This window comes from Paenibacillus sp. SSG-1, assembly GCF_002224835.1.
Lineage (GTDB): Bacteria > Bacillota > Bacilli > Paenibacillales > Paenibacillaceae > Paenibacillus_AQ > Paenibacillus_AQ favisporus.
On the sequence record NZ_MBRK01000001.1, the window covers coordinates 4,235,488 to 4,262,294 of the forward strand.

The 26,807-nt window shown below is 55.4% G+C and carries 17 protein-coding genes; 8 read left to right on the forward strand and 9 right to left on the reverse strand.

The window, feature by feature from the left end; translation table 11 throughout:
- Positions 1–254: 254 nt before the first annotated feature.
- The 5 genes from BCV73_RS19685 to BCV73_RS19705 form a co-directional block, all read right to left on the reverse strand.
- A complete protein-coding gene (locus tag BCV73_RS19685; RefSeq protein ID WP_089548276.1) occupies positions 255–2,456 on the reverse strand; it encodes an alpha-L-rhamnosidase-related protein in 2,202 nt (733 codons plus the stop codon).
- A gap of 43 nt (positions 2,457–2,499) precedes the next feature.
- On the reverse strand, positions 2,500–3,339 hold the full coding sequence (locus tag BCV73_RS19690; protein ID WP_076169701.1) for a carbohydrate ABC transporter permease: 840 nt from the start codon (positions 3,337–3,339) through the stop codon (positions 2,500–2,502).
- Between the two features lie 15 nt (positions 3,340–3,354).
- A complete protein-coding gene (locus BCV73_RS19695; RefSeq protein WP_076169700.1) occupies positions 3,355–4,251 on the reverse strand; it encodes a carbohydrate ABC transporter permease in 897 nt (298 codons plus the stop codon).
- 125 nt (positions 4,252–4,376) lie between these two features.
- Positions 4,377–5,702 carry an ABC transporter substrate-binding protein gene (locus BCV73_RS19700; RefSeq protein WP_089548277.1) on the reverse strand — a complete coding sequence of 442 codons (1,326 nt, stop codon included), beginning with the start codon at positions 5,700–5,702 and terminating at the stop codon, positions 4,377–4,379.
- Between the two features lie 246 nt (positions 5,703–5,948).
- Entirely contained in the window at positions 5,949–6,959 is a 1,011-nt protein-coding gene (locus BCV73_RS19705; RefSeq protein ID WP_089548278.1) for a LacI family DNA-binding transcriptional regulator, read from the reverse strand.
- 224 nt (positions 6,960–7,183) lie between these two features.
- Between BCV73_RS19705 and BCV73_RS19710 the strand changes: the two genes are divergently transcribed.
- The 7 genes from BCV73_RS19710 to BCV73_RS19740 all read left to right on the forward strand — a co-directional run bounded on the left by BCV73_RS19710 (position 7,184) and on the right by BCV73_RS19740 (position 16,407).
- Positions 7,184–8,800, forward strand: coding sequence for a helix-turn-helix domain-containing protein (locus BCV73_RS19710; RefSeq protein ID WP_089548279.1), 1,617 nt, complete (start codon positions 7,184–7,186; stop codon positions 8,798–8,800).
- Complete coding sequence (locus tag BCV73_RS19715) at positions 8,797–10,596, forward strand: cache domain-containing sensor histidine kinase (protein ID WP_089548280.1); 1,800 nt, start codon at positions 8,797–8,799, stop codon at positions 10,594–10,596. Before BCV73_RS19710 ends, BCV73_RS19715 begins: the two co-directional genes overlap by 4 nt.
- Positions 10,597–10,601: 5 nt before the next feature.
- Positions 10,602–11,585 carry a substrate-binding domain-containing protein gene (locus tag BCV73_RS19720; RefSeq protein ID WP_089548281.1) on the forward strand — a complete coding sequence of 328 codons (984 nt, stop codon included), beginning with the start codon at positions 10,602–10,604 and terminating at the stop codon, positions 11,583–11,585.
- 29 nt (positions 11,586–11,614) lie between these two features.
- Positions 11,615–12,910, forward strand: coding sequence for an ABC transporter substrate-binding protein (locus tag BCV73_RS19725; RefSeq protein ID WP_089548282.1), 1,296 nt, complete (start codon positions 11,615–11,617; stop codon positions 12,908–12,910).
- A gap of 245 nt (positions 12,911–13,155) precedes the next feature.
- Entirely contained in the window at positions 13,156–14,538 is a 1,383-nt protein-coding gene (locus tag BCV73_RS19730; RefSeq protein ID WP_089548283.1) for an ABC transporter substrate-binding protein, read from the forward strand.
- Positions 14,539–14,631: 93 nt separating this feature from the next.
- The gene (locus BCV73_RS19735) at positions 14,632–15,534 is read left to right on the forward strand and encodes a carbohydrate ABC transporter permease (RefSeq protein WP_089548284.1); all 903 of its coding nucleotides are present in this window, start codon (positions 14,632–14,634) and stop codon (positions 15,532–15,534) included.
- A 27-nt stretch (positions 15,535–15,561) separates the two neighbouring features.
- Positions 15,562–16,407 (forward strand): carbohydrate ABC transporter permease, encoded by an 846-nt coding sequence (locus BCV73_RS19740; protein ID WP_089548285.1) that lies wholly within the window; start codon positions 15,562–15,564, stop codon positions 16,405–16,407.
- Between the two features lie 162 nt (positions 16,408–16,569).
- Here BCV73_RS19740 and BCV73_RS19745 read toward each other — a convergent pair whose 3' ends face one another.
- On the reverse strand, positions 16,570–18,270 hold the full coding sequence (locus tag BCV73_RS19745; protein WP_089548286.1) for a DUF4127 family protein: 1,701 nt from the start codon (positions 18,268–18,270) through the stop codon (positions 16,570–16,572).
- A 472-nt stretch (positions 18,271–18,742) separates the two neighbouring features.
- On the opposite strand from BCV73_RS19745, the gene trhO reads away from it, so the two are divergent.
- Positions 18,743–19,645, forward strand: a complete 903-nt coding sequence (gene trhO / locus BCV73_RS19750; RefSeq protein WP_076169690.1) for an oxygen-dependent tRNA uridine(34) hydroxylase TrhO — start codon at positions 18,743–18,745, stop codon at positions 19,643–19,645.
- A 220-nt stretch (positions 19,646–19,865) separates the two neighbouring features.
- On the opposite strand, the gene BCV73_RS19755 is transcribed toward trhO, so the two are convergent.
- From BCV73_RS19755 to BCV73_RS19765, 3 genes are all read right to left on the reverse strand, one after another.
- On the reverse strand, positions 19,866–21,806 hold the full coding sequence (locus tag BCV73_RS19755) for a DUF2207 domain-containing protein (protein ID WP_089548287.1): 1,941 nt from the start codon (positions 21,804–21,806) through the stop codon (positions 19,866–19,868).
- Positions 21,807–22,175: 369 nt separating this feature from the next.
- A complete protein-coding gene (locus BCV73_RS19760; protein ID WP_089548288.1) occupies positions 22,176–23,258 on the reverse strand; it encodes a hypothetical protein in 1,083 nt (360 codons plus the stop codon).
- Between the two features lie 225 nt (positions 23,259–23,483).
- Positions 23,484–26,804 (reverse strand): DEAD/DEAH box helicase, encoded by a 3,321-nt coding sequence (locus BCV73_RS19765; RefSeq protein WP_089548289.1) that lies wholly within the window; start codon positions 26,802–26,804, stop codon positions 23,484–23,486.
- Between the last annotated feature and the right edge of the window lie 3 nt (positions 26,805–26,807).

The following is a 26,807-nucleotide window of genomic DNA, read 5'->3' on the forward strand; positions in this document are numbered from 1 at the left end:
ATCCCCCACGTTTTATTCGATAACCCTTAAGTTTGTCTAGACGGTTTAATTTCTATCCTATCAAACATATGTTCCTTTCTCAATCGTCGTGAAGCCTTATGGTGCACCATTCCGATGTCCTCCCCTGAAAAAAAAACAAAAACAGAAGGCCGGGGTCATATCCCGGGCCTTCTGTTCTTTTCCCCTGCGTAACCATTGCTGGGAATGGTCTGTTTCTAATCGACTTTACAGCGCTCTGAGGTGCTGCCGCCTGCTTACAGTGTCACCCGAATATGCGGCTCATCGCGGATCACCGTCTGGCCGGCCCATTCGAGGATGACTTTCAGGCCGCCGGGATTCGCGATATCGGCATGCAGCCGTCCCGCCTCGGAGCGGAACTCCAGGTCGATCACTGCCTGGCCGATATGCAGCTGCTGAAGCGTCATCTTTTTTCCATCCCAGACGGACGGAATGAGCGGCGCAATGTGCACGGTATTCAGATGCGCATGCGGCTTGACGCCGAAGTAGTGGCGGATCAGCGGAACGGCCATCGCATACAGCGTCCATGCCTGGACTGCGCAGCCGTAATCCGGCGACATCTCGTTCATCGAGCCCGGCAGAGCCATCGAGAACGTGCGCATCATCCGCCGGAGCAGATCAAGCGACTCATCGGCAAAGCCGTATACCGCCTCTGCCACGGCGTGCACGCCCGTAGATATCGTCATCGTTTCGGTCCGGTATACCCCCGAGAGGTATGTGCCGTACGGACCGATGAATTCCTCCGTTCTCATGTTGCCGAGAGCCCGGACCGCCTTCTCCCGCTCCGCGATCCCGGTTTCCATCGGGGTCACGATCACCCAGTTTTTGTTCAGCAGCCAGCCGCGGTCTTCCTGCTCATCCTGCACCCGGCCCAGCACCCGGTTCAGAACGTCCCGGTAACCCTGGACGCCGTGCTTCTCCGCAACGGACACCAGATGGTCGAGCTTCGGCACAATGTCACTCTTCGGAGCGACCGCATCGGCGTATAGGCCGTCCTCCTCGGACCAGTATACCCGGTTGATGGCTTTTTTCATCCGGTCTGCCAGCGCTTCGTACGCCTCCGCCCGCTGCCTTTCGCCCAGCGCCACGCTCATGCTGGCGAGAGCTCCGGCCGCCTGCGCCGAATACACAGCGGTATCGATCAATTCCATATTCAGGCCGGAAATTTCAATGATTCCGTAGCCGGATGGGAACAGATCGCCGTCCGGGTCCATTTCATGCAGCAGCCAATCCATACCCTGCACGCAAATGTTGTAGTTCTCTCTCAGCATCTCCAGGTCACCGGTCCAGGTGAACAGATCCCAGATCATCGTGATGAAATGGGCGGTTTCCTGCGTATTCCCCGGGTTGGCAACCACACCCATCGTCGTAATTTCGTGAACGATGCGTCCGTTACCGTTGGCTTCCTGCGAAATGCTTCTGAGGATATCTACCGTATCCTTGGCGAGCTGAAAATCCCCCACAGCGGCAAGTCCCTGCACCGAGTAGGAGTTGTCGCAGCCGAACCACCACGGATAATGCGGGGAGCCCGCGGTCAGGCCGCGCCCGATAAAATCGACCTTTTGCACGAGCCACTGCGTATTCCATTTGGTCCAGGAGAAGATTTCATTCAGCTCATCTTCCCCCTCGATGATCAGCTTGGATTTCCGGTCGATGCTCTCCAGCAGGCGCAGCTTTTGTTCAAACAGCCGTTCATGCTCCTGCTTGAGACGGTCGAACGTGGCGATGCATTCGTCCCGGGATGTGTAGGAGCCTGCGATAAAGGCGTGAAAAGCAAAGGTTTCGCCTGGCGCAAGCTTCAGAGAAGCGGTGAGCGAAGCCCCGGAACCGTTGCCTGCGGTCCGCTCCGGGCCGAACAGGGAACGGTCTGTGGTCATCTGGACCGATCCGATGCCGGGCATTTCAGCCCCCACCATCACGTACCATTCGCTGCCGCTGTCTTTGGCAATCAGGGCCGATTCCGACACTGCTTCAAACCGGTCCTCTTCCCCGTCCTCGATACCGATTTGCTCCGAAAACCACACCGGGCGCAGATCGGAGCGAAAGAGCATTTCCAGCTCCAGCACCGTTTCCTCTGCCGCATAGTTTACGATTTCGTACCGGACGACCATGCCCTTTTCTTCGTCAGGCGCAAACTGGACGCGCTTCATCGAGACCGGGATATGACCCAGGCCATGATCGTAACGGAATTCCGCGCCCCAAGGATGATTGATGAACTCGTCCGCCTTGGACCAGACGGAAATGTTCCGGCGGTGATCGGTCAGCCGGAGCCAGAAGCCGTCCAGCAGCTTGATGGGATGAAGCCATACTCCTCCCATTTCACCGGCAACGTGATGTCCAAAGTCGGGGAAATAGCCGTCCTGCGTACCAACCGCCTTGATATATTCACCCGCCGTCAAATAAATCGGGAATGGATGCCTGCTGCTTTGCTTTATCATTCGGAATCTCCTCTTCTTCTTGTGTATTGGTCTTTCGCGAAGGCTAGCCCTTCATCGCGGACGAGAGGGAAATCCCCTCGATGAAATACTTCTGCAGGAAGAAAAACACGATGATCGCCGGCAGCATGATCAGCACGGTAGCGGCCATCAGCATGTTCCATTCGACGTTATAGAGCCCCTTGAACATGGACAGCCCCAGGGCCAGCGTATATTTTTCGTTCGAGTTCAAATAAATCAGCGGCCCCTGGAAATCGTTCCACACGCCCATAAAGGTAAAAATCGATACCGCGATAAGCGGCGGTTTGCTCAGCGGAAGCATGATCCGCGTAAAAATGCTCCACCGGTTGGCCCCGTCCATATACGCGGCTTCATCAAGGTCCCGGGGAATTCCCCGCATAAACTGCCGGATCAAAAAGATGTTGAAGGCGCCCCCGCCAAAAAAGGACGGAACGATCAGCGGCAGGAACGTATCGACCCAGCCCGCCTCCTTGAACATGATGAACATCGGAATCATCGTCACCTGGCCCGGAAGCATCATCGTCGCCAGCAGCACGAGAAACAGCCAGCGCTTGCCCTTGAATTTGAATCTAGCGAAGCCGTATGCGCACAGGGCTGAAGTAAACACCGTTCCGATCATGACCGGAATCAGGATCAGCACCGTGTTTTTCAGGAACAGAAAAAACGGCACCGCGGTCACTGCGTCCCGGTAGTTCCCCCACTTCCACGTTTTGGGGAAGAACGAATCCTGAAAGACCTCGGCCGGCGTTTTCAGCGAGGTGGATACGGTCCAGAGCAGCGGCACCAGTACGATCGCAGCGCCCGCAGTCAGCAGCAGCAGCGTCAGGATCCGCGACAAACTCCATTTTCGAATTGCCGTATGCATACGCGATCCCTCCTTTTAATCCCGGTCGTCATCGCCGTTGTAGTACACCCACATGGAGGAGCTGCGGATGACAATCAGCGTGAAGAACAGGATGATCGCAAATAAAATCCAGGATAAAGCTGAAGCATATCCCATTTCGTAGTTCACGAACGCCTTGTTATATAAATACAGGTTGTAGAACAGCGTTGAGTTGAGCGGGCCTCCATTTGTCATGACAAAGGCCTGGGTGAAGTACTGAAAGCCCCCGATGATCCCCATGATCAAATTGAAAAAAATCGTCGGGGAAATCATCGGCATCGTCACGCTGAAAAAGCGGCGGATGCTTCCCGCACCGTCTAGCTGCGCCGCCTCATGCAGCTCCTCGGGAACGCCCTGCAGCCCGGACAGGTAAATGATGATCGTGTTGCCGACACCCCAGATGCCCATGACGATCAGCGCCCCAAGCGCATAGCTCGGATCCTGCAACCAGGCCGGTCCCTGAATGCCGAACCATCCCAGCGCCCGGTTCAATATGCCGTATTCCGGATTGAAAATCATGATCCACATCATCGACACGGCTACGGCCGGAATGACCGACGGCATGAAATAGATCAGGCGAAACAGCTTCATGCCCCGGGTCCGCATGTTCAGCAGCAGCGCGATGAGAAGAGAGACAATCTGATATAAAGGGACGGAGACGAGGGCAAAGATGAAGGTGACTTTCAGCGACTGGTAGAACAGCTCATCGTGAAAAATCGCCTTGAAGTTGTCCAGGCCGACGAATTCGATCGATCCGATGCCGGTAATGATGTCCCACTTGCTGAAGGACAGAACAAACGAGAAAAGCATCGGACCCAGCGTAAACAGCAGCAGGCCCAGAAACCAAGGAAGAATAAACAGGTATCCCGCCCTTTCCGATCGTGAATTCCGCATAAAGTAACCTCCTTGATGGTACGGATGGCGCCCGGCTGATGCGGCACGGGCTGTTGCATCCGGATGTTCGACGAAGGAGGAAGCCATGAATCAGGGACTCAGACTCATGGCTTCCTGTGTCATCCTTACTTCGCGATCTTGCTGTCCACATTTTTGGCCGCCTCATCCAGGGCGTCCTTCACCGTGGATTTATTCAGCAGCACCTTTTCAACCGCCTTATTGAATTCCTCCGTAAAGGTCGGCGCATTCGCCGAACGCATGGATATCGGCTTTTTGGCATAATCCATCATTTCGATGACCGGTTTGTCGACCACTTCCGTGCTCTTGACCTGATCCAGCTCCGCAACGGTAGCCGGAAGCACCTGACCCTTTTCGGAGCGGGCCTTTTGCGCCTCGGTGCCGGACAGCCATTTCATCAGCTCATACGCTTCCTTCTTGTGTTTGCCGTTTGCGTTCATCGCCCAGCCGGCGGCGGCAATAATGCTTGCGCGTTCTCCGTTTGCCCCTTTCGGGATCAATGCCGAACCGTACTTCACGTCGGATTTGTCGAGATCCCCCTTGACCCAACGTCCGGTAATCATCATGGCCAGCTTGTCGGTCATGAACATTGACGAGTCCCCACCCAGCGTCTCGGTGTCCTGCGGCGTCGGGGATACGCGGTCGTCGCCTTGCGCCAGCGCCACGTATTTTTCCATGGCTGCCACCGTCTTCTCGCTGTTCATGAAGCCTTCCGCTTTCGTTCCGTCTTCATTGCCGATGTCGGTTCCGTTCAGCCACAGGTATATGTAAATCGGATATTCCCATTTGGTTGCGTTAAAGCCGAATTCCTTGATTTTGCCGCTGCCGTCCTTCTGAGTCAGCTTCTTGGCTGCGCTGATCATGTCGTCCCAGGTCCAGTCGTCGGTCGGATAAGGGATCTTGGCGGCGTCGAACATGCGCTTGTTGTACCATAAAGCGAGCGGATTGAAGTCTTTCGGAAGGTAGTACAGCTTGCCGCCGATTTTGCCCATGTTCAGCAGATCCGGCTGGAACATATCCGTCTTGAAGGAGCTGTCCTGGCTGATGTACTCATCCAGAGGCTCCACCACGCCCTTGTCGACGTATTTGAAATAATCCCCTTCACCGATCAAAAAGACGTCCGGTGCCTGCCCCGCCGCCAGCGAAGTCGTCAGCTTCGTGGCATAGCCGTCTCCCGGAACCGGCTCAAACGTGACCTTGATGCCCGGGTGGGATGCATTGAACTCGTCGGCCAGCTTTTTCTCTACCGAATCGGCCGACAGCTCTCCCCAGGTCGTAAATTTAAGCTCAACCACCTTGCCGGACCCGCCGCCATCAGAGGAACCGCTCCCCTGGGCGCTGTCGTTTCCCTTGGAACCCGAGCCGGATGAGCAGGCGCTCAGGATGACGCTGAACAGCAGAACAAACGCAACACTTGCAGACCATTTTTTCATTGGATAGACCTCCCTGTTTTTTCACTGGAAACGATATGAAAGCCGTGCAACCCAATCACCTAAAAAATGAGTACTGATGCGGTCCCAAATCGATTTCGGAACCTTGAAAAAAATATTCACCCTCCCTGCAGGTTGGCCTGTCGGCTCCTTGTTGGCATGAAGGTGAAATGCATTGGTACCCTTGATCCGAAATCGATTTCGATCACCACAAAAAAATATGAAGATTTGAAAGCGCTTCCGTGCAAATTATAGCATCGCCGTCGTTTCCCTGTCAACCACTTGAAATGGAATTTTCAAATGTTTTCCTGTGCCATTGTGCTCCAGCAGATGAATGACCTGCTCGAATGCCGTCATAGCCATCCGCTTAAAATCCTGCCTTACTGTCGTCAGCTTGGGTGACGTGTAGCTGGACAGCACGATATCGTCAAACCCGATCACGGACAGCTGCTCCGGTATGCGGACGTTCAGCTCGCGGCAGCGGTTCATGAAGCCGATCGCCATCAGATCGCTTGCGAAGAAAACGGCCGTCACGTCCGGATGATCCTGCAAATAGGACTCTGCAGAACCATAGGCATACTCCTCTGTATAATCGCCGTTAACGATCAGCGCTGGATCGAATTCGATGCCGTTTGCTTGCAATGCCTGTCGGTAACCCTTCAAACGCTCGTTGCTGACCACGGCAAAATTATGGCCGTTGACCATGCCGATCCGGCGGTGTCCGAGATCGACCAGATGCTGGATGGCCGCCTGAGCCGCCCCGACGTTATCCGTCATCACCGAACTGGTGTGGCTTCCCGTAATGTCAGCGTCGATCACGACGCACGGAAAATCACTGTCCACGATTTCCTGAAAATACGGATCGGTCGTCTTCAGTCCCGTTATAACCGCGCCCGATACCTTGTGCTCCTTGCAGAACTGCCAATAGGACTTGTCCTGCTGCTCCGACAGGTTCCGTGTGTACAGCAAAACCTCGTAATTGTAATGCGACGCCGCCTCGAAAATCCCCGTCATCATCTGAAACAGCACGCCGTCCTTGCCGCTTGAACCCTCAAAATTGGAGAAGATCAGCGCGATCGATTTCGTGACTTTTTGCTTCAGATTTTTGGCCAGCATGTTGGGGGAGTAGTTCAGCTCCTCGACCGCTTTCAGCACCTTTTTCCGCGTCTCCTCGCTCACGTCCGAATACCCGTTCAGCGCCTTGGAGACGACCGTCGTCGATACGTTGGCATGCTTGGCCACATCCTTGATCGTTGCCATGTTTCTCTCACCTCCCGTCCCGGCTTAATATTTTCATATTAAAGCATAGAGCTGGCATCATGTCAAAATACGGCAATTCGGACGTTCCATCTTTGACTCGCACATTCCCCATATCCACAAATCCGCTTTTACAGTATAATTATTCCAGCATTATTACGCTTTTGTGAACAAGGGCCCTGGGTCCGGAAGCCTTACGGCATCGAACAAAAGACAGGGGGCATACCATGTACAAAGTATTCATCGTCGACGATGAAGCGGTTGTCCGCGACGGGCTGAAGCGAACGATCGGCTGGCAGGAGCTCGGCTTCGAGCTGATCGGCGATTACGCCAACGGCCGCGAGGCGCTGGAGGCGATCGATCTGAACATGCCGGATCTCATCATTTCGGACATCTCCATGCCGTTTATGGACGGTCTTGCGCTGACGGCCGCCGCTGGCTCCAAATATCCGCATATCAAAATGATCATCCTGACCGGTTACGACGAGTTCGAATACGCGCAGCAGGCCATTCGCCTCAAGGTTTCCGATTTTATTTTGAAACCGATTACTGCCCAGGAAATCCGCGAGCTGCTTCTGAAGGTCAAGACCGAGATGGACGAAGAGACGCGCAGGCGCGAGGATTTCAGCCGGCTCTACAGCCAGCTAAAGCAGAGCCTGCCGCTTCTAAAGGAGCGCTTCCTGGAGCGTCTCGTCGTTACCGGGATGAAAGCCGAGGAAGCACAGGAGCGCTTCCGCTATTTCGGCCTGACACCGCTGGCTTCGCCGTGCCTGGCCATGGTGGCTGATATCGACGATTTCGGCTCCCGTTCCCTGCAGAGCGAGAGCGGCCAGGACACGGAAATTCTACGCTATGCCGCTTACAATGTGTTCGAGGAAATCGCCCTCCGCGAGGACCTGCTGCTGTTCCGCACACGCGAGGAGCGCATCGCGCTGATCGTCTCGGACGGCGCCGAGGATACCGATGTGTACGAAAAGGCGTTCCGGGTGGCCGAAGAAGCACGCTTCTACATTCATAAATATTTAAAATTCACCGTTACCATCGGCGTCGGACAAGCAGTACAGGCAGCGCAGCAGCTTCCCGCATCGTACACAAGCGCCCTTTCCGCGCTGGATTACCGCTTTCTGCTCGGCAAAAACCGGGTGATCAGCCTGCTGGACATGGAGGGCCGGCCCGCCCTCGCCGGGACGCTCCGTGCGGATTGGGACCGCCAATTGGCTTCCGCCGTCAAGACCGGCTCCCTGGAGGAAATCCGCCAGCTGATCCGGGAATTCGTCTGCGACCTGAAACAGGGCATGGAACCGATGGATTCATGCATTTTTCACATCCAAAAGGTCATCCTTTCCCTCATGAACACCATTCAGGAGCTGGGCTTGCACGAATCGCGCTCGATCCTGCTGACCGACGTCTACAAATACAAAACGCTCGACGAGATCGAAGCTTGGCTCACGGAGACGGTCACCTCCGTCATGAACGCCGTTGCCGAAAACCGCCATCATTTGACCCGCATGCAGATCCGCAAGGCCGTCGACTACATCGAGACGCATTATGCCGATGAAGATATCTCGCTGCAGCACCTGTGCCGCCACGTCCTGATGAGCACCAGCTACTTCAGCCTCGTCTTCAAGCAGCATACAGGCGAAACCTTCGTCGAGTACCTGACCCGGACCCGAATGGACAAAGCCAAGGAGCTGCTGGCACACACCGGACTCAAATTTTACGAAATCGCCGGTCAGGTCGGCTACAACGACCCGAACTATTTCAGCATCCTGTTCAAGAAGCATGCGGGCATGACGCCGCGGGAATTCCGCGACAGGCAGGCCAAGGAGAGTTCGCAGCCATGACCAGACAGCGCGCCTCCCTCCTTCCTTTTTTGCCGTTTAAAAGCATTCAGTCGAGCATTTTTTTCACCTTCTCCTGCCTGATCCTGATTACCGTCCTGGTCATCAGCCTGAACAGCTACAACCTGTCGGTCGCCGCGATGGAGACCAATTCGGAGAGCTACGTCCAGGAAATCATCACGCAGGTCAACTCCAACATCCAGTCTTACATCGACAACATGGAAAATATCAGCCTCTTGGCCATGACCAACAAAGACGTCAAGTATTACATCTCCAACAACACGTTTATCAGCACAAGCGACCGGCGGCCGTACGAAAAGCGCATCTCCGACCTGTTCCAGGCCATCCTGTACTCGCGCAAAGATATCTCAGCCATCATGGTGTTCGGATACAACGGCCATTACGTGTCCGACCGCCGGATTACCCTGCTCAACCCGAACACCAAGCTGGAGGACCAGTCCTGGTACAAGGAAGCGAAGAGCAAGGGCGGACAATCCGTCATTTCGCCGCCTCACGTGCAGAACGTCATCCAGAACGAATACCGGTGGGTCGTCTCCCTCAGCCGCGAATTGAAGAGCACGGACGGGATCCGGGGCGAGGGTATTTTTCTCGTGGACCTGAACCTGAGCATCATCAACGATATTTGCAGCAAAATTAACCTGGGCAAAAAGGGCTACGTATTCATCGTCGACCAGAACGGGAACATCATTTACCACCCGCAGCAGCAGCTGATCTACAGCAACCTGCGCACGGAGCAGATCGCCAAGGTCACCGCTGCCAAGAGCGGTACCTCCTTCACGATCAACGACGACAAGGGCAAGCGCATCTACTCGGTGCATGACACGAACTTCGGCTGGAAAATCGTCGGGGTGGCCTATGCGGACGACCTGATCGCGAACGAAGGCACGATCCGCAGGTCCATCCTGCTGTACGCCATCATGGGCATCCTCTTCTCCCTGCTGCTGTCGCTCGTGCTGTCATACCGCATGTCCAAGCCGATACGCATACTGCAGCGGGATATGAAAAAGGTCGAGCGCGGCAACTTCAATATCCGCACGAAGATCGACCAGCCGAACGAAATCGGCCAGCTCGGACGGTCGTTTAATTTGATGCTTGCCCAGATCAAGAACCTGATGCAGGAAATCATCCACAACCAGGAGAACAAACGAAAAAGCGAGCTGATGCTGCTCCAATCGCAGATCAATCCGCACTTCCTGTACAACACGCTCGATTCGATCGTATGGATGGGCGAGCAAAAGAAGCACGAGGAAGTCGTCCTGATGACCTCGGCTTTGGCCAAACTGTTCCGCGCCAGCATTACAAAGGACAAGGAGCTAGTGCCGATCAAGGTGGAAGTCGAGCATATCACCAATTATCTGCTTATACAGAAGATGAGGTACAACGAGCAGCTGGAATACGACATCGACGTGCCGGAGGAAATCAGAGGTTTCATGACGCTCAAAATTTTGCTGCAGCCCTTTGTGGAAAACGCCATTTATCACGGCATCCGCAACAAGCCCGAACCGGGGAAAATCGTCATCCGGGCCCGCGACCTGGGCCAGATGATCCAATTTGAAGTGGAGGACGACGGGCTGGGCATGACGGAGGAGCAAATCGGGCGCATCTGGAACCCGCCGGAGGACAGGACGTCCGGCCGGACGAAATCCGGCGGCATCGGGATTGCCAACGTCAACGAGCGCGTGAAGCTGTACTTCGGCGATACGTACGGCATCCAAATCCGCAGCGAGCTGGAAGAAGGGACCTGCGTCACCATCACCATCCCCAAAATGAAGGAGTAACACCCATGCGCATACAACGTGCCACGCTGCTGTTGGCCATCATTTTTGTCATATCCTGCGTCTACATCATCCTGTACTTCAAGCTGTTTATTCCGACGCCCCCTCAGGAGCGAAGCGTGACGGTGATTCTCAAGGAGCACAACATCCGCTCCGAATTCTGGCAGACGGTGAGCGCCGGGGCCGAAGCGGCCGCCAAGGAGGCCGGGGCCAGCATCAGCATCACCGGCCCGCTGCAGGAGACGGACGCCGAGTCGCAGCTCCAGCTGTTGAAGGGCGTCCTCAAGCAGAAGCCGCAGGCCGTCGTCGTCGCCCCGATCAACGACGACCGCATTATGGACGAGCTCAAGAACATCCAGGATGAGGACATCCCGCTCGTCATTATCGATACGCCCCTCAGCCTGAAATCGCCGCCGGCCTTCGTGTCGAACGATCATGTCACTGCCGGCGTCCAGGCCGGCAAAGTGGCGCTGGAGCAGACCGGCAGTTCGCTAAGGGCAGTGATCATCAGCGATTTCGTGACGTCCGGCGTATCGGCCGAGCGGGAAAAGGGCATCCGCCAAGCGCTTGAGGCCTCGTCCTCGGCGATCTATGGCACGTTTTACTGCTCCGATTCCGAGGAGCGTTCGTACCTGATCGCCAAGACGCTGATCCGGGACCACCGCGACATGAACGCCATCATCACGCTGAACGAATCCGCAGCCCTCGGCGCCGCCAAAGCGGTCAAGGAAGCCCATCGGACCGGGCTTGTCCAGCTGATCGGCTTCGACACGTCCGCCAGCGAAATCCGGCTGCTCGAGGAAGGCACCCTGAACGCGACCGTCGTGCAGCAGCCTTTTAACATCGGATATTTGGGCGTACAAACCGTGCTCGACCTCATCAACGGAAAAAAGGTCAAGCCGGAAACCTACACCAATTCGATCGTCGTCACCAAGGCCAACATGTATTCCCCGGAAAACCAGAAACTCCTCTTTCCATTTATCGATAAATAAACAATAACCAACGAAAGGTGCGAGAGCCGATGACTTCCCGTTTTCTGACCCGGCTTGCCGGGATCTCCCTCTGCCTGCTGGGCATTCCGGCGCTCCTTCTCTCCTGCTCCGGCCCGCAAGATGCCAACCCGGTGATGAAGCCGCCGGAGGAGCAGACTGCGCTCATCAATTTTGTCGCCTCCGAGTACAGCTCGGAGACACGGCCCCTGCTCGAAAGCCTGGTGCAGGACTTCATGCTGAAGAACCCGTCGATCGTCATCAATTTGCAGGTGGCCAACTGGGACATCCTCGACGGCATCTATACTACGATGATCAGTAAAAATCAGCCGCCGGACCTGCTGAACACGAACGTGTACACACATTTTGCGAAGGACGGCCTCCTGAACGACATGGACGAGATCATTTCGCCGGAGCTGAAGCGGAAATTTTATCCGGACCTGATGAAGCTCGACCAATGGGACGGCAAGCAGTATGCCATTCCGTACGTTTCGTCCACCCGGAATATGTATTACAATCGGGACCTTTTCGAGGCGGCTGGCATATCCGAAGCACCGGCCACCTGGTCGGAGCTGAAAAAGGATGCCCTCAAAATCAAAAACACCGGCAAGGCCCACGGCTTCGGCGTCGATTTGAGCGATAACGAAATCCAGGCCTATCTCTCTTATTTCTTCCTGGGGGCAGGCGGCGGGTGGTTCCGTGACGGGAAATGGACGATCAATTCGCCGGAAAACGTCGAGGGCCTGGCCTTTCTGAAGGACCTGTACGACGAAGGATTAACCGATCCCGAGCCGACCGTCACCACCCGGGACGAGAAGCAGCGCATCGTCGGGGACGGGAAACTGGGGATGATGATTTCGGGCAATTATTTCGGCACCGTCATGCCGAGAGAGTTCCCGAATCTGAAGTGGGGCACCGGCCCTATTCCCGTCAAGGACGGCCGCAAGCCGCTCCTGTTCGGCGTGCATGATAACCTGGTCTCGTTCAAAACAGACCATACCAACAAGGAGGCGCTCTCCGCGTTCCTGGATTATCTGTATTCCAGCCCGGTGTATGAGGAAATCATCGCGCAGGAAGGCTTCCTGCCCGTGATGGAGGAGGCCGGAGCCAAGCTGTCAGCAGCGGATCCTATGGTGAAGCAGCGCCTGGCGGAGCTGCGGAAATCCAGCTTTTATCCGATCCAGCAGCCGGAATGGCAGTCGATCATGGATACCGCACGGAAAATGGGCGACGCGGTCCTGCACGACCACGTCTCGCCGAAGGAGGCTCTGGACGAGCTGCAGCGTTACGCCGAGAAGGTACAGAAGGAGGTCCATGGAACGGAGTAAGGGGAAAGCGGCAGCGGCCCAGCAGCACTGCGACGGGGCCGCTCCACAACCTCACATTTTCCCTCCTCATCCCAAGTAGAAGATTATCCTCCTTTTTTTCCGCACGAACAGAAAATAACAAAGAATTCATGGAAGATATTCAATAGAGCCTCTCCCCCCGAATCCTTATGATGGTTTTAGGCGCTGTAATCCAAGATAGACAACCACTATGGCGTTGCACAATCACTTAAGGAGGGTTAGCTTTTATGATGTTCAAGAGACATTTGGCGGCACTCAGCCTTGCGGCTTTGATGATCGTCGCCCCGCTGGCCGGATGCGGCTCCAAGGACTCGTCCACTTCGACGAAAACCGAAGACGCGTCCTCCTCAACAACCGCCACAACGACCAACACCGATTCCAGCTCGAACACGACGACCGATGACAGCACCAAAAAACTGACCGGAGACTTTGAAATCCAGTACTTCGTCGGCGGCTACGGCGACAAGTGGTGGAAAAAGGTCATCGCCGACTTTAAAGCGGCCAACCCCGATTTGAACGTTAAAGAAAGCGGCGGGCCTAAAATCAACGACCAGATGAAGCCCCGCTGGGTCGGCGGCAATCCGCCGGACTTCGTGTATATTGACGGACCGAACCTGAACGACCGCCAAATGGTGGAGGACGGCCAGCTGGAGGACCTGACGGATTGGATGAAGGACGCCACGAACATCGACGGCACCAAAATCAGCGACATTCTGGCGCAGCCGCCGCAGCTGTTTGACGGCAAGGTCTACGACATCCCGCTCGTTTTGAACTCCTGGGGCGTGTTCTGGGACAAAGCCCTCTTCCAGGAAAAAGGCTGGGAAGAGCCCAAAGACTGGCAGTCCTTCTTGGCCGTCAGCGACAAAATCAAAGCGGCGGGTGTGACTCCGTTTATCCATACCGGCAAATATCCGTACTACATCAACGGTGCGATTTTGTACCCGGCGATCGTATCTGCCAACAACAACGATATTTCCATTCTGCAGGACATGGCTGATTCCAAAGTGGAAGCCTTCCAGCAGCCCGCCGTGCTGACCGCACTGAACAAAATCGTCGAGCTTCGCGACAAAGGTTTTATCGACAAAGCCTCCATCCAGATCAACCACACGGATTCGCAAATGCTGTTCCTGCAGCACAAAGACGCCTTCATCCCGAACGGCCTCTGGCTGCCGAACGAAATGGCCAAGGACGTCCCGGGCGGATTCTCCTTCGGCTTCATTCCATCGGTGACGCAGGATTCAGGCGGCAAAGTCGTCGCCAACACTTCCACCGCCAACGTGGCGATCGCCAAGAACGCCAAAAACAAGGAAGCAGCCAAAGCATTCCTGCAGTTCATCTTCTCCGAAGCCCAGGCTTCGCAGTGGGCCGAGCTGAGCGGCGCTCCGTCCAACATCAAGGGCGACATCAGCAGCTCCAGCGCGCCAAGCCATGTTAAAGATGCAGCGCGGTATTTAACCGATTCCAACACCGTCGTCGTTCCGTCCATTACCTTTAACGCGGACGTGGATAAGGCGATGCAGGATGCCACGGATGCCCTGACCATCGGCAAAATCACGCCGGAAGAGTGGGTACAGCGCGTCGTGGACGTCGCCAAGAAAGTGAAGAAATAATGCGATAGACCGGCAGGAAACGCGGAGGATGACGGGGATGAACGCTCTCTGTTATCCTCCGTACATTTTAGGTGAAAGGCAGGGAGAACGAAGATGAAATTGGGGACGAACGCCTGGCAGCGCAACCTGTTTATCGCAACCTTCATCATTCCCACGTTCCTGTTCTTCTGCGTGTTTACGGTATACCCCGTACTGCAGGCGATGTATTACTCGCTGTATGACTGGTCCGGCTCCTCGGACAATAAAACGTTTATCGGCCTGGACAATTTCAAGGAGATGCTTCACGACCCCATCATCTGGATCGGGATGGGCAACGACTATTTTCTCGTCGCGGGCAAAATTATCGGCATCATGATTCTGGCGACGTTTTTTGCGGTCGCTCTGACCCGCTTCAAATTTCGGCTCGCCAATTTTTTTCGCTCGATTTTTTTCATTCCGAACGTCATTTCCGTCGTCGTCATCGGCGTCCTCTGGAATTTTATCTATAATCCGCAAATCGGCTTTCTGAACTCCTTCCTGTCCTTGTTCACCAAAGACAAAGTGGACATTACGTGGCTCGGCTTCACCAGCCACACGATCTGGATGCTGCTTCCGCCCGCCATCTGGGCCGGCATCGGCTTTTATATGATTCTCCTGATCGCCGCGATCCAGGGGATACCGGAATCCTACTACGAGGCCTCAAGCCTTGAAGGCGCTGGCCAGTGGCACCAATTCCGCCATATCACGCTGCCGCTGATCTGGGAACAGATGAAGGTGTCCATCCTCAACATTATGATGACCACGCTCAACGGCTCTTTTGTCATCGTGATGATTATGACGAACGGCGGGCCGGACAACACCACCCAGGTCATGGGGTCCTACTTGTATCAAATGGCCTTCACGCAGTACCACTTTGGCTATGGTGCGGCCATTGGCGTGCTGATTCTGGTCTTATCGATGATCACGACGATCATCCTGCAGCGGCTCTTGCGCCAGGAAACGATCGAAATCAGCTGATTTTTCTAGGCACAGGAGGAACAAATAATGAAATCAGGCCTTTCCAATCCGATGGTCAAAATCGTGTTTTACGCCATCCTGATCCTGTGGGGCATATCGGTGATTTATCCGCTGCTGTGGACCCTGCTGGACTCGCTGAAAAACAACGACCAATTTTTCCGCAAAATGCCCTGGTCCCTGCCGGACTTTCCGCTGCTGTGGAGCAACTTCAGCTACGTGTGGCGGGAGTTCAGCTTCGGTGATTACTTCCTGAACTCCGTCGTGGTGACGATCGGTTCCACGCTGCTCGGGCTGCTGCTGTCGGCCACTACCGCCTACGTTCTGGCCCGCTACCCGTTCCGGGGAAGCACGGCGCTGTTCCTGCTTTACATTGCCTCCATGATGATCCCGTTCAGCCTGGCGCTCATCCCGCTCTTTTTCCTGATGAACTCCATGCATCTGACGAATTCGTCTTTAGGGCTGATCCTGGTGTATGCCTCTACGCTGATTGCGTTTGGCATTTTCGTGCTCGTCGGATTTTTCAAAAGCCTGCCCAAAGAGCTGGAAGAAGCCGCCGCCATGGACGGAGCTTCCTACTTCGGCATCTTCTTCCGGGTGATGCTGCCGCTCTCGCAGCCGGGGCTTATTACCGTGGGCATCGTCAACGTCCTGAACATCTGGAACGAATACATTATCGGCACGATTCTGGTCAACGATCCGAAGCACTACACCCTCCCTGTCGGCATCGCAATGATGCAGGCCCAGATGCAGTACCGTACCGAATGGGGCCCCCTTTTCGCCGGTCTGCTCATCACCATCGTCCCCGTCCTGATGATGTACATGTTCTTCCAGCGGCAGATCGCCAGCGGAATAACGGCCGGGGCCATCAAGTGATCCCGGGTTGCCGGGTGACATCGCTCACAGCCGTACAGAAAAAAGCCCGGAATCCCCGGGCTTTGTTTTTGTTCTGCACGTCAGCAAGCTATGCGGTTGTATCCGTGCTCGCTCTGGCACCGGATGCCTGCAGCCCCCACGAGCCGCCAGTCGTTTCCCGCCCTAGCACTCTTTCAGCGTCACTTCCGGCCCCAGCGTAATCTCAAACGCCCGCTCCCAAATGAATGCCGGATTGTCGTAGTCCAGAGTCGCGCAAGCATACGTCGCATATGACCATCCGGACGGTTTGATCCGCCACACGTTCTGCGACACGCCGAGCTCGAATGCCTTTCTGGCAGCCAGCGCCTCCGTGTTCGCCTGCATGCGTTCGCGAAGCATCTCGACCAGAACCTTATAGTCTTCCGGCGAGTTAAACAGGCGAATGTTTTGATCCGCATACGGTACGTTGGAGTATAGAGTGTGTGCCCGCGAGTACGTCCGAATTTCGGCAATCGTGATCTTCTTATAGTAGTAGTCCTTGAGGAATCGCTTGAACAGCAGCGATCCGTGTGCATTCACTGCCTCTTGCAGCGCCGGCGGCCGCTTCTCCGTGCCAAGGTATACGAATCGGGCCTGGGCCATGCCGAGGGCCATACCGATTTTGTTGCCGGCCGTGTTCCACGCGCTGTATCCCAGAAGCTGTCCGGTGGACACGCTGTCGAGCAGCGCTTCGGTTACGGTCGCATCAGCGGCGCCTCCCCCGACAAAATCAATCACCAGCGTCGGGATCCGGCCGGCGCTGTTCGCTTCCATCCGGCTCACGGCGGCGCCGATCTCGCTGGCGCTGGTCACCGCCACGATTTCGATATTATAGGCTGCCGTGTCAACGAACTCCCCGCCGACGATGTCCACATGATGCCGGATATTTTCGTGCACGCTCATATACTCGTAAGGATTGACAATGGTCGACCCGTCCGGCCCAAAATATTTGACGCCGTATTTCGGACGGGAGCTGTACTGGTGAAGCTCCTTCGCCATCCGGCCCAGCAGCGAGTATCCCAGCGCATCGGCATCGGGGAGTATAATCGCTTTGTCCGGATTCTGGCCGCCGGTGCCGCCCAAATGCTCATTCACAAAGGCTTCCAGGTAAGCAATCTCGTTAGCCTGTACCCCTTGGGTGTAGGAGTCATCCACCCCCACTGCGAGAAAATCCACGTATCCCTCACGGACGAGCCTTTCAATGATATATCGGTTGGTCTTGAATTTATGCCTTCTGGCATTATAGTACTGCTCTTTGTCAAAAAGGGTTGGCTCTCCAAACGAAGTGCCGTCGGGCTTTGTGTCATACCCTCCCAAAATGCCCTCGAACGTGGTTGCGACCGCCCGCGGCTGCTGGGCAAAGGCTCTGGCTTCATCGTATGCAGCCTGGGTCAGGCCTTCCACAAACACCGTGGTCGCCAGCCGCATAATCGTATCCAGCACATAGACCGGCTTACGCGGGTAGGCCCGCTTCACTTCCCGAACGACGTCCAGCAGTTTGGTAGTCTCGGGGTCGTAATCAGGGTAGGCGCCACCCGCGCTTGAACGAAGCCGTCTGCTGCCGATTAACCCTCCGTAGGCCAGCATATCCGTCGAAATGATAAATCCGTCTGCCTGAGCGGCATGTTCCCTGATAAAACGGCGGATATTCCGCGTCTTTCCGTACGTCGGCGATGAGGTGCTCACCAGCTGGCCGCCTTCGGCCACGGCCTTGGAATCGAGGCGATTGGCAATATCCTCCCGGTCGGGGACTATCAGCTGGATCCCTGCGGATCTCCCCTGCACGATTACATCATCCAAATTGGCAGGACGGTCGTCCAGCGGCACATAAAGCACTTTTTTCATAAGAGAACATCTCCTTTGCATGCTTGATTTGTCGTATTACGCGGCGCTGCTGAATACGGTTAGACTCAAGATGGCTTATCATGCCGAAGGAAAGCTTACTCCATGGACAGCTGCATCGGACTTCCGGATATCCGACGCTGCCGCGTCGTTCTTTAAGGGGAGGCACCTTCCATCTTCGGCTGATTCGGATCCGTGAACCCATAATATCATATACCGTTACGATACGCAATATAATATTTGGTTTTTTATTCCTCCAACGAGAAGGATAGCCGCCCCCTAAATTTGCGCAGGCAGACGGAGCATTTTCCAGTATTTCTCGGATTCATTCTCATCTATAGGCCGCGTCGAAATGGCGTCTTTCAGCTAAGCTATTAGGAATCCTCCGGTTACTTACTATACTTTCAAGTTGACTATGTATGCCCTGTTCATCTACAATATATAAGGTAAATTTACAAGAACAGGTGAAGAAGCAATGACAACGAAGCAAGAATACCGTATTTTGTTATATTATAAATTCGTCAACATCCCTGATCCTGAGCAGTTCACTGCGGAGCATCTGCAGTATTGCAAAGATCTGGGCGTCAAAGGCCGCATTCTGATCGCCTCTGAAGGCATCAACGGCACGCTGTCCGGCACCGTGGAACAGACCGAGAAGTATATGAACGACCTGAAAGCGAATCCGCTGTTCTCTGATATCGTCTTCAAGATCGATGAGTCGGAAGGCCATGCGTTCAAGAAAATGTTTGTCCGTCACAAGAAAGAGCTCGTCACGTTCCGTTACGAGGAGCCGCTTGATCCCAACGTCATCGGCGGGAAGCGTCTGTCTCCGGAAGAGTTCCATGAGCTGCTTCAGCAGGATGACGTCATCGTCCTGGACGGCCGCAACAGCTATGAATACGAAATCGGACATTTCCGCGGCGCCATCCGTCCGGATGTCGAGTCGTTCCGCGAATTTCCGGAGTGGATTCGCAACAATATGAGCCAGTTCAAGGACAAGAAAATTCTGACCTACTGCACTGGCGGCATCCGCTGCGAGAAGCTGACCGGCTTCATGATCAAAGAAGGCTTTCAGGATGTTGCCCAGCTTGAGGGCGGCATCGTAACATACGGCAAGGACCCTAAAGTCAAAGGACATTTGTGGGACGGCAAATGCTACGTCTTTGACGAGCGCATTTCGGTGCCGATCAACCGTACGGAAGAGGACGTCGTGATCGCCAAGTGCATCCACTGCGGCAAAACGCATGACCGCTATATCAACTGCGCCAACCCGACCTGCAACAAACAGCATGTTTGCTGCGAAGAGTGCGAAGAGATCCATCAGTCCTTCTGCTCCGACGAGTGCCGGGACGTCATCATGGCGGCCAAGACCAACTGATCGGGTCCACCTATCCAAATAAACGGCAGTTCCTCTCTCTGAGAGGAGCTTGCCGTTTTTTTGTTAATACGTGGCGGGCGGAAAGCCGCTTTCTTCCATCCTCCAGGCATAAAAACAGCCCGTCCCTCGAATGCCAGGGAACGGGCTGCTGCGGATTTACGTGGTCATCTCATTCGTTATCGTTATTCCTTGGGCGGTGCAGTTGACGATTTGGCGTATGCTAGAACGCGCCGGTTCCCCCGCCTCCGCCTCCTCCCCCGCCGTCACTGAAGCTGGACGAGGAACTGCTGCTGCTTCCTCCGACGCCCATCGGCTTCAGGAGCAGGTGATTTTGCGTATAATTCAAGGATTCCATAATTTCCACGCTGAATAGTGCGGGCACGGCTGCGGCCAAGGCGGCGCCTGACATTCCGGTCTGCTTACGGTGTTTAATATACCGCGGAACGGTCCCAAGCAGGGCGGCATATTCCGCGGCCTGTTCTGTTTCCAGCGGTTCGCCTGCGTAGGACATCTCTCCTTTTCCGAGCGTACTCCGAAGTGCCTTGAGTGCATAACGATAGCGATGCGTCTCCCAGGACAGCACATGAACGGGAATGCTCCATACAAACAGAGCGGAACATACCGTCAGGATCAGGTAGTCGCCCGAAATATCATGCACGATTTGGGAGCCCATAATAAAGCATGCGAGCAGAAACAGGAAGATCCACAGCTTATTCCGGAAACGGATGGACGCCCATACCCCTCCGGCACCAAGCAGCACGGCGGTTAGCACGATCATGAGCGTGGACGCCGCGTCGGTGAACAGCAGATACAGCAGCAGGCCGTAATTCACCGCAGCCGTCAGCGGAATGAACAGCTTCAGCAGCGGATTAGGCCGGACCTGCCCCGAATAAGGCTGGGTACGCGACAGCAGCCTGATCCACTTCATCAGCCGGTCGGCATGCTTAACCGACTTTGCCCGGTACTGCTTGACGATCCTTGCGCTCTGCCGCTCCTTAAACGTTGGTCCCGCCAAGGAATCCAGCTTGAAGATCAGACTGCCGTTGATTTCTTCGAACAGCCAGCCGACAAGATGCTTCTCCGCCGGGTTGAGCTGGTCCATCCTGCCCGTAAAGGTGAACTGCAGCGTGAATTCGGGAGCCGTCGGCTCTTCCTGGAAGCGTTTGGAAGCCGGGACCTGCTTCACGGTCACGTAACCCTTCTGGCGCAGCGATAACAATCCGGCCATGAAGTCTTCCCTTTTTAACCGGCCTTTGCGCAGCATATACATGAGAAGCAGCGGATCCGCTTCATCGATGTCCTGCCGGGTGACATCCCCGCGCCGCAGCCAGGCCGAAATTTTTCTCCACGACAAAGCGTACAGCAGCGCACCTACAATGAAAACAGCCATGCCGGCTTGCACAACCGGACGGATGGCGTTCATTCGATCGTCACGGGCGGCAAGCCGTTCCTGGTATTTCTGCTCGGCAGACAGCTGCTTTTGCAAAGAAACCTGTTCCTCGGAAGCCGTCATTTGGGATAGCTGATCCGGTGGAAAATAGACCACCATATGCGCCGTGCCGTCACTCTTCAAATCATCGGTTTCATAGTGAACCGCCGGCGGCCCTTCGCTTGTAATCTTCCCGCCCGAACGGTCATGCAAAAAAGCATGAACGTCTCCGTCCTTATAATCGCCGGGCATAAACAAGTCGACGGACACCTGGTGAAGATCCTCTTGGTTATTTTTGAAGAAGCTCCATTCCAGCTTGCCCGTTTCGCCATACCTGACCGCCGCATGGTCAATCCGGTAGCGGTAATAAACCTGTTTCGTTTCGTTCTGCGCGGCATCGTATATGTAATACGTATCATCGTCGTCGTCCCATTGGACATCCAGCCGCTGCAAGTTTTCGTAGGAGAAACTGCCTAGCTTCGGATGTTCCGGGGGTACATAGGCTTCAAAAAATTCAACCCCCTTCTGATCCGCCCGATCAATCGCACGCGTCATTCCGTTAAAACTGCCCTTAAAGGTATACGTAAACAGTTCTTCGACATACAAGTCTCCATCCGGCCCGAGGTAAGCCCTGGATTCCACGCGGTCCATTGAGTAGCTCTTCTTGTCTCCGCAGCCGGTTATCCCAAGGACCAGGACTAGGCTGCCCAGCAGTAGCCACCATCTCCTCATGCGCTCACTCCCATCTCCATACTTCTTGCTCTCTCTACTGACTATGCACAGATTCAAAATGCCGCTTCCCTGTCATTCAAAGAGCTGTATTCTCCGGGTTACAGCGGCTGCCATAGACGTTTGCTATTATATTAACAAATGCCCCCTAGTGGAAAACAAGTGCATATGGTACCAAAATATGAGTTTTTTCGCCATTTATTGTTGGAATATACGTCTTCCGTCGCATACTGTCAGCGTCTTTCGGTATGTGTTCATTGGAGGACAGATTGCTCATTTTATGCGTTATAACCTAAAAAAACTGCCCCGGATGATCAACCGACACAAAAGGTCAGTCACCCAAAGGCAGCCTACAGTAAATGAACATGCTGATTACAGAAGGTCGTCAACCGCTTCAAAACCGGTACCGGGATCGTACTCCATCCGGTGAGCGCAGTGCATCAGTGCTTCCAGGCAGCGTTCACGTCCTGCATGATAGCCGGCAAAAAATTTCCGCTCGATGCGGATCGACAGCACCGTAATGTATTCCTCCTGCCCGGTCTTTCCGTTCAGTTTGGTGTCCCTCGCCTGCACGACGACCGACTCCAGCGGGAGCAGGGCAAACAGCTCGCCTGCAATCCGGAGGACGGAGCCGCAGATGTATTTCAGCTCCAGTTCATTGCGTTCGGGAACGGTCAGTTCAGGCGAAGCTACCCCTGCTTCGGTGCGGACTTTCGCCTCGCGCGGGATCACCTGCTGGGAATTGACATCCAGTTCCACTTCCACCTCGGAGCTGCTTCGGACGCTGAACTCGAGGCCGCTCCCAAGCATCGTCAATTCCTGCAGCGGGGCCATCTCTTCCAGAACCCGCAAATAGGCGGTACGGTTGCCGTCCAGGATGTCGTGTGCAAAATCGTTGGCTGCTTTCCATGCCAGATAGTCTTTACGATCCTCTTCCCGGGCCAGCTGAACCTGCCTTTCGAGCTCCTCCCGGATCATGGCGTCCTGCTTGAGGAGCTTCTGGATACGGGTCGGCTGGAACGCAGCCAAATTCCCCTCAGCCAGCTTCTCTTTCGGTCCCTGTTCCCCTCTCGGGAACGGAGGAGCCATGGCGGCAAGAACATCCCAGAATACCGGCTCCCCGTAAGTTTGATCGATCGTCGCGATCCACTCCAGCTGATTGTCGTACCAATCGGCCTCAAACGCTAATTTTTCCGCCTCGTTCCAGGCGGTCTGCCCCTGCTGCCGGTTTATAAGTTCACGGCGCTTAAGATAAGCGCTGCTGTATGTCGGTGTGGTCGAAAAAAGAGAGGCTATAGAGCCAGCTGCCGCTGACGCAGCCGCATGTTCGTCACGAGGCATATATCCGCTGACAGGCGGCGAATCTGCGCCCTGTTCGCGGCTTCCCCCTGTATCCATGCTGTACAGATGAGGCCCTGAATTGGTTAGGATACCGTAATTGTATCGATTTCGCATACATTCTTCTCCTCATTCCCAAGTCCGTGAATGGATCACAAGTAATAGGTCATTTATACTAAAGTATAGAGGTAAATTTCGCCATTGCCGTTCATATTCCTGCATCTTTTTCATGAAAATTTATCGGGATCAAAAGGAGCTCAGCCGGTTCTCACAGCTGGACAAGAAAAAAACCGGCCCCTCCCAGGTCCGGTTCATGGTACTTCCATGAATAAAAATGACTCTCTATAAGGCAAGCAGCTCGCGGATTTCCTGCTCAGTCAAGGTCGTGACCGCGTCATCCGCCGACTCCATCACTTCGCGGATCAAATCCTTCTTCCGCTGCTGCAGCTCCAGCATCTTTTCCTCCACGGTGCCCTTCGTCACCAGGCGAATCACCTGGACCACGTTTTTCTGCCCCATCCGGTGGGCGCGTCCCGCGGCCTGCTCTTCCACCGCCGGATTCCACCACAAATCGTACAGGATGACCGTGTCCGCTCCGGTCAAGTTCAGCCCTGTCCCGCCCGCTTTGAGCGAGATCAGGAATACGTCGTTCTCTCCCTGGTTAAACCGCGAGCACGTGTCTACCCTCTCCTTGGCCGGAGTCTGCCCGTCCAGATAAAAGACCGGAATCCCCCGCTGACCCAGCTCGCTGCGGATGATCCGGAGCATGCTCGTAAACTGGGAAAAGATCAGGATCCGCCGCCCGCTGCTGAGGCATTCGTCGACCACGTCCAGCAGCTGGGAGAGCTTGCCGGCCGGGCCTTCGTACCCGTCCACAAACAGCGAGGGATGGCAGCACAGCTGACGGAGCCTTGTGATGCCGGCCAATATTTTCATCCGGCTCTTCTGGAACCCCTCCATCTCCAGGTCACGGATCGTCTCCTCCTTGAATTCCTCGAGATAAGTGGCGTACAGCTTCTTCTGCTCAAGGCTGAGCTCCGAGCGCTGAACCGTCTCGATCCGTTCCGGCAGCTCGTCCAGCACATCAGCCCTTAACCGGCGTAAAATGAACGGCTGCACAATCCGGGAGATCTGGCCGCGGGTCAGGCCGCGGAAAGCTTTCTGACCCGTAAAAAGACCCGGGAATACCGCCTCGAAAATCGACCACAGCTCATCCACCGCGTTTTCGATCGGCGTGCCCGTCAGCGCAAACCGCCGCTCCGCACGGATTTCCCGCACCGCTTGAGCGGTCTGCGTCGCGTAATTTTTGATCATCTGGGCTTCGTCAAGAAACAGAGTGCTGAAGCCCATCTCCCGGTACAGCCGGATATCCTTGCGCAGGGACGGATAAGATGTGATAATTACGTCCGCCTGCTGCGCAGCAAGGCTGTCAGAAGATTCGGTTTCTGCGCCCGCAGCCGCTATGCGAAGCAGGGAATCGCTGCGCTCCTTCCGCGCGCCCAGAGCCACATGAACCTGAACGGACGGAGCGAATTTCTGGAACTCGCTCTCCCAGTTATATACGAGCGATGCGGGGGATACGATCAGGACCGGAAGGTGCCCGTCTTTCTTCTCCCTGCGTTCGGACACAATGTAGGCAATGCTTTGCAGCGTTTTGCCCAGCCCCATGTCGTCGGCCAGAATCCCGCCGAACCGGTAATGGCCAAGCGTCTTCAGCCACTGGAAGCCGTCCCGCTGGTAATCCCGGAGCACGGAGGCAAGCTCCTCGGGCACATTGAAGTCCATCTGCTCGGGATGCGTCATATGATCAATCAGCTGCCGCAGCGATTTCCCCATCTGAACCCCATAAGCCCGGCCTTCCTTGTCACGGAGCTGCAGACCCTTGACCAGAGGAAGATGGATACGGCTGCCGGTAATATCGCCTTTTTTCATCCCGAGCTCGTCATACAGCTCGCCGAAGGTTTGGAAGGCTTCCTTTTCCAGGGACACATACGCACCGCCGGGAAGACGGTAATACTTCCGCTTCTCAATCACGCTCAGCAGCAGCTTGCGGATTTCTTTGTCGCTCACATGGTCCAGCTCAAAGTTGATCTCGAGCCAGTTGGTCGTATGGTCCGTGTCCGCCTTGATTTTCGGAGGCTTGTTCGGATTGTGCATCAGCTGCTTGACAGCGGGAGTGGCGTATACTTGGACCCATTTCTCCAGCTTGGGCAGCAAATGAAACAGGACGTCGTATACGCTGTCTTCTTCTGACAGGTCCAGCACCATTTCGTGTCCGTTCTGCACAAAGTCCGTTCCTTTCAACGCCTCGATCATCCGCCGCTCCTTGTCCGTATCCCGGACCAGAATAAAGTCGCCGTCTTTCCGGGCATCCGTATCGGCAAATGCGTCGATCACAATCCCGTCGTACACGAATTCCAGCCTTGCGGTCAGCTCGGTTTCGTCCCGGTCCAAATACAGCTTGGCCACGAGGTCCGGCTGCACCAGCTGATCCCGGACGCTGGCGTCCATGCCGACCTTCCCGATGCGCCGCAAGCCGGGAACCACCTTCTCCATCAGTGCGTCCATCTGGTGCGGTGATATGTTAATCCGCTTATGGTCATAGCGGTATATCAAGGTTTTCATCTCTGACAGCAGGAGCAGGTCGCGCACCGGCAGCCGGTATATCGTGCCGTCAACAGCTGCGCAGCCGTACGCGGTCATCACAACGACCCGCTTCAGCCCGTTGATTTCCAGATGATAGGCGTCGCCGCTATCGATGCTTCCCACATGGAAAGACAGCGGGATCTGGCCTTCACCCAGCTGAATCGGCTGAGGTGAAGCATACTCGCGCTCCATCGCAGCCCCGGCCTTGACCAGCAAAGGCAGCAGCTCGTTCCAGCCCAGCGGCGGGATCGTCAGCATCCGCTGGCTGCCCGAGGCAGCGAAGCCAGGAATGGATCGTCCTGCTTCATCATACGCGAACTCGCTGCCGCAAATCCGGATCAGCATGTCGATGACCGCCCAGTCCTCGGGCCGGAACGTGTGCTGCTTCGGGCTGTAAGTGAACAGCTTGGTAAAGGGCAGGCTTCTTCCTTCCTCGATGTGAAGCAGAAACTGCCTGATATTTTGCACGACGTACAGCCGGTTCGGTCCGACCTTCATCTCGATCTGGAACTTCGGTTCCGGCTGATACTCGTCCGTCACTTTGCAGGTCCATTCCACAGCCAGCGTTTCCTTAAGCACGCTCGCCGCTTTCTGGCCGGTCTTCAGCCGTTCGCTGTCCGCCATCTGCTCAAACAGCTCGATCAGTCCGCTGGTGAGCCGCACGTCCCTGGAGGAAACCGCGGGCGTCGGAATCGGGACGACCTCCCCCCGCGGCTGCAGCCGGTCCGCCCCGCCCTTTTCTTCTTCCAGCAGATAGATCAAGACGCCGGCGATATGCTTGCAGTAAGGATAATATCCGCCGAAGCCCGCACAGTGGCAGGTTGCGCTGAAATCCGCTCCGTCGATATCGACCTCCACCCGGTATATATCCTCGTCCTGCACTACCGCCTCAATGTAACGGTTGTCGTCATCGCGTTCCACGATCATGACTTGACCGTAGGCGCAGTATTCCTCACCCCGTTTAAAGGCGGATGCGCCGCATAATGATCTGATTCTTTGCGAAGTAAAAGCCAGCATGTC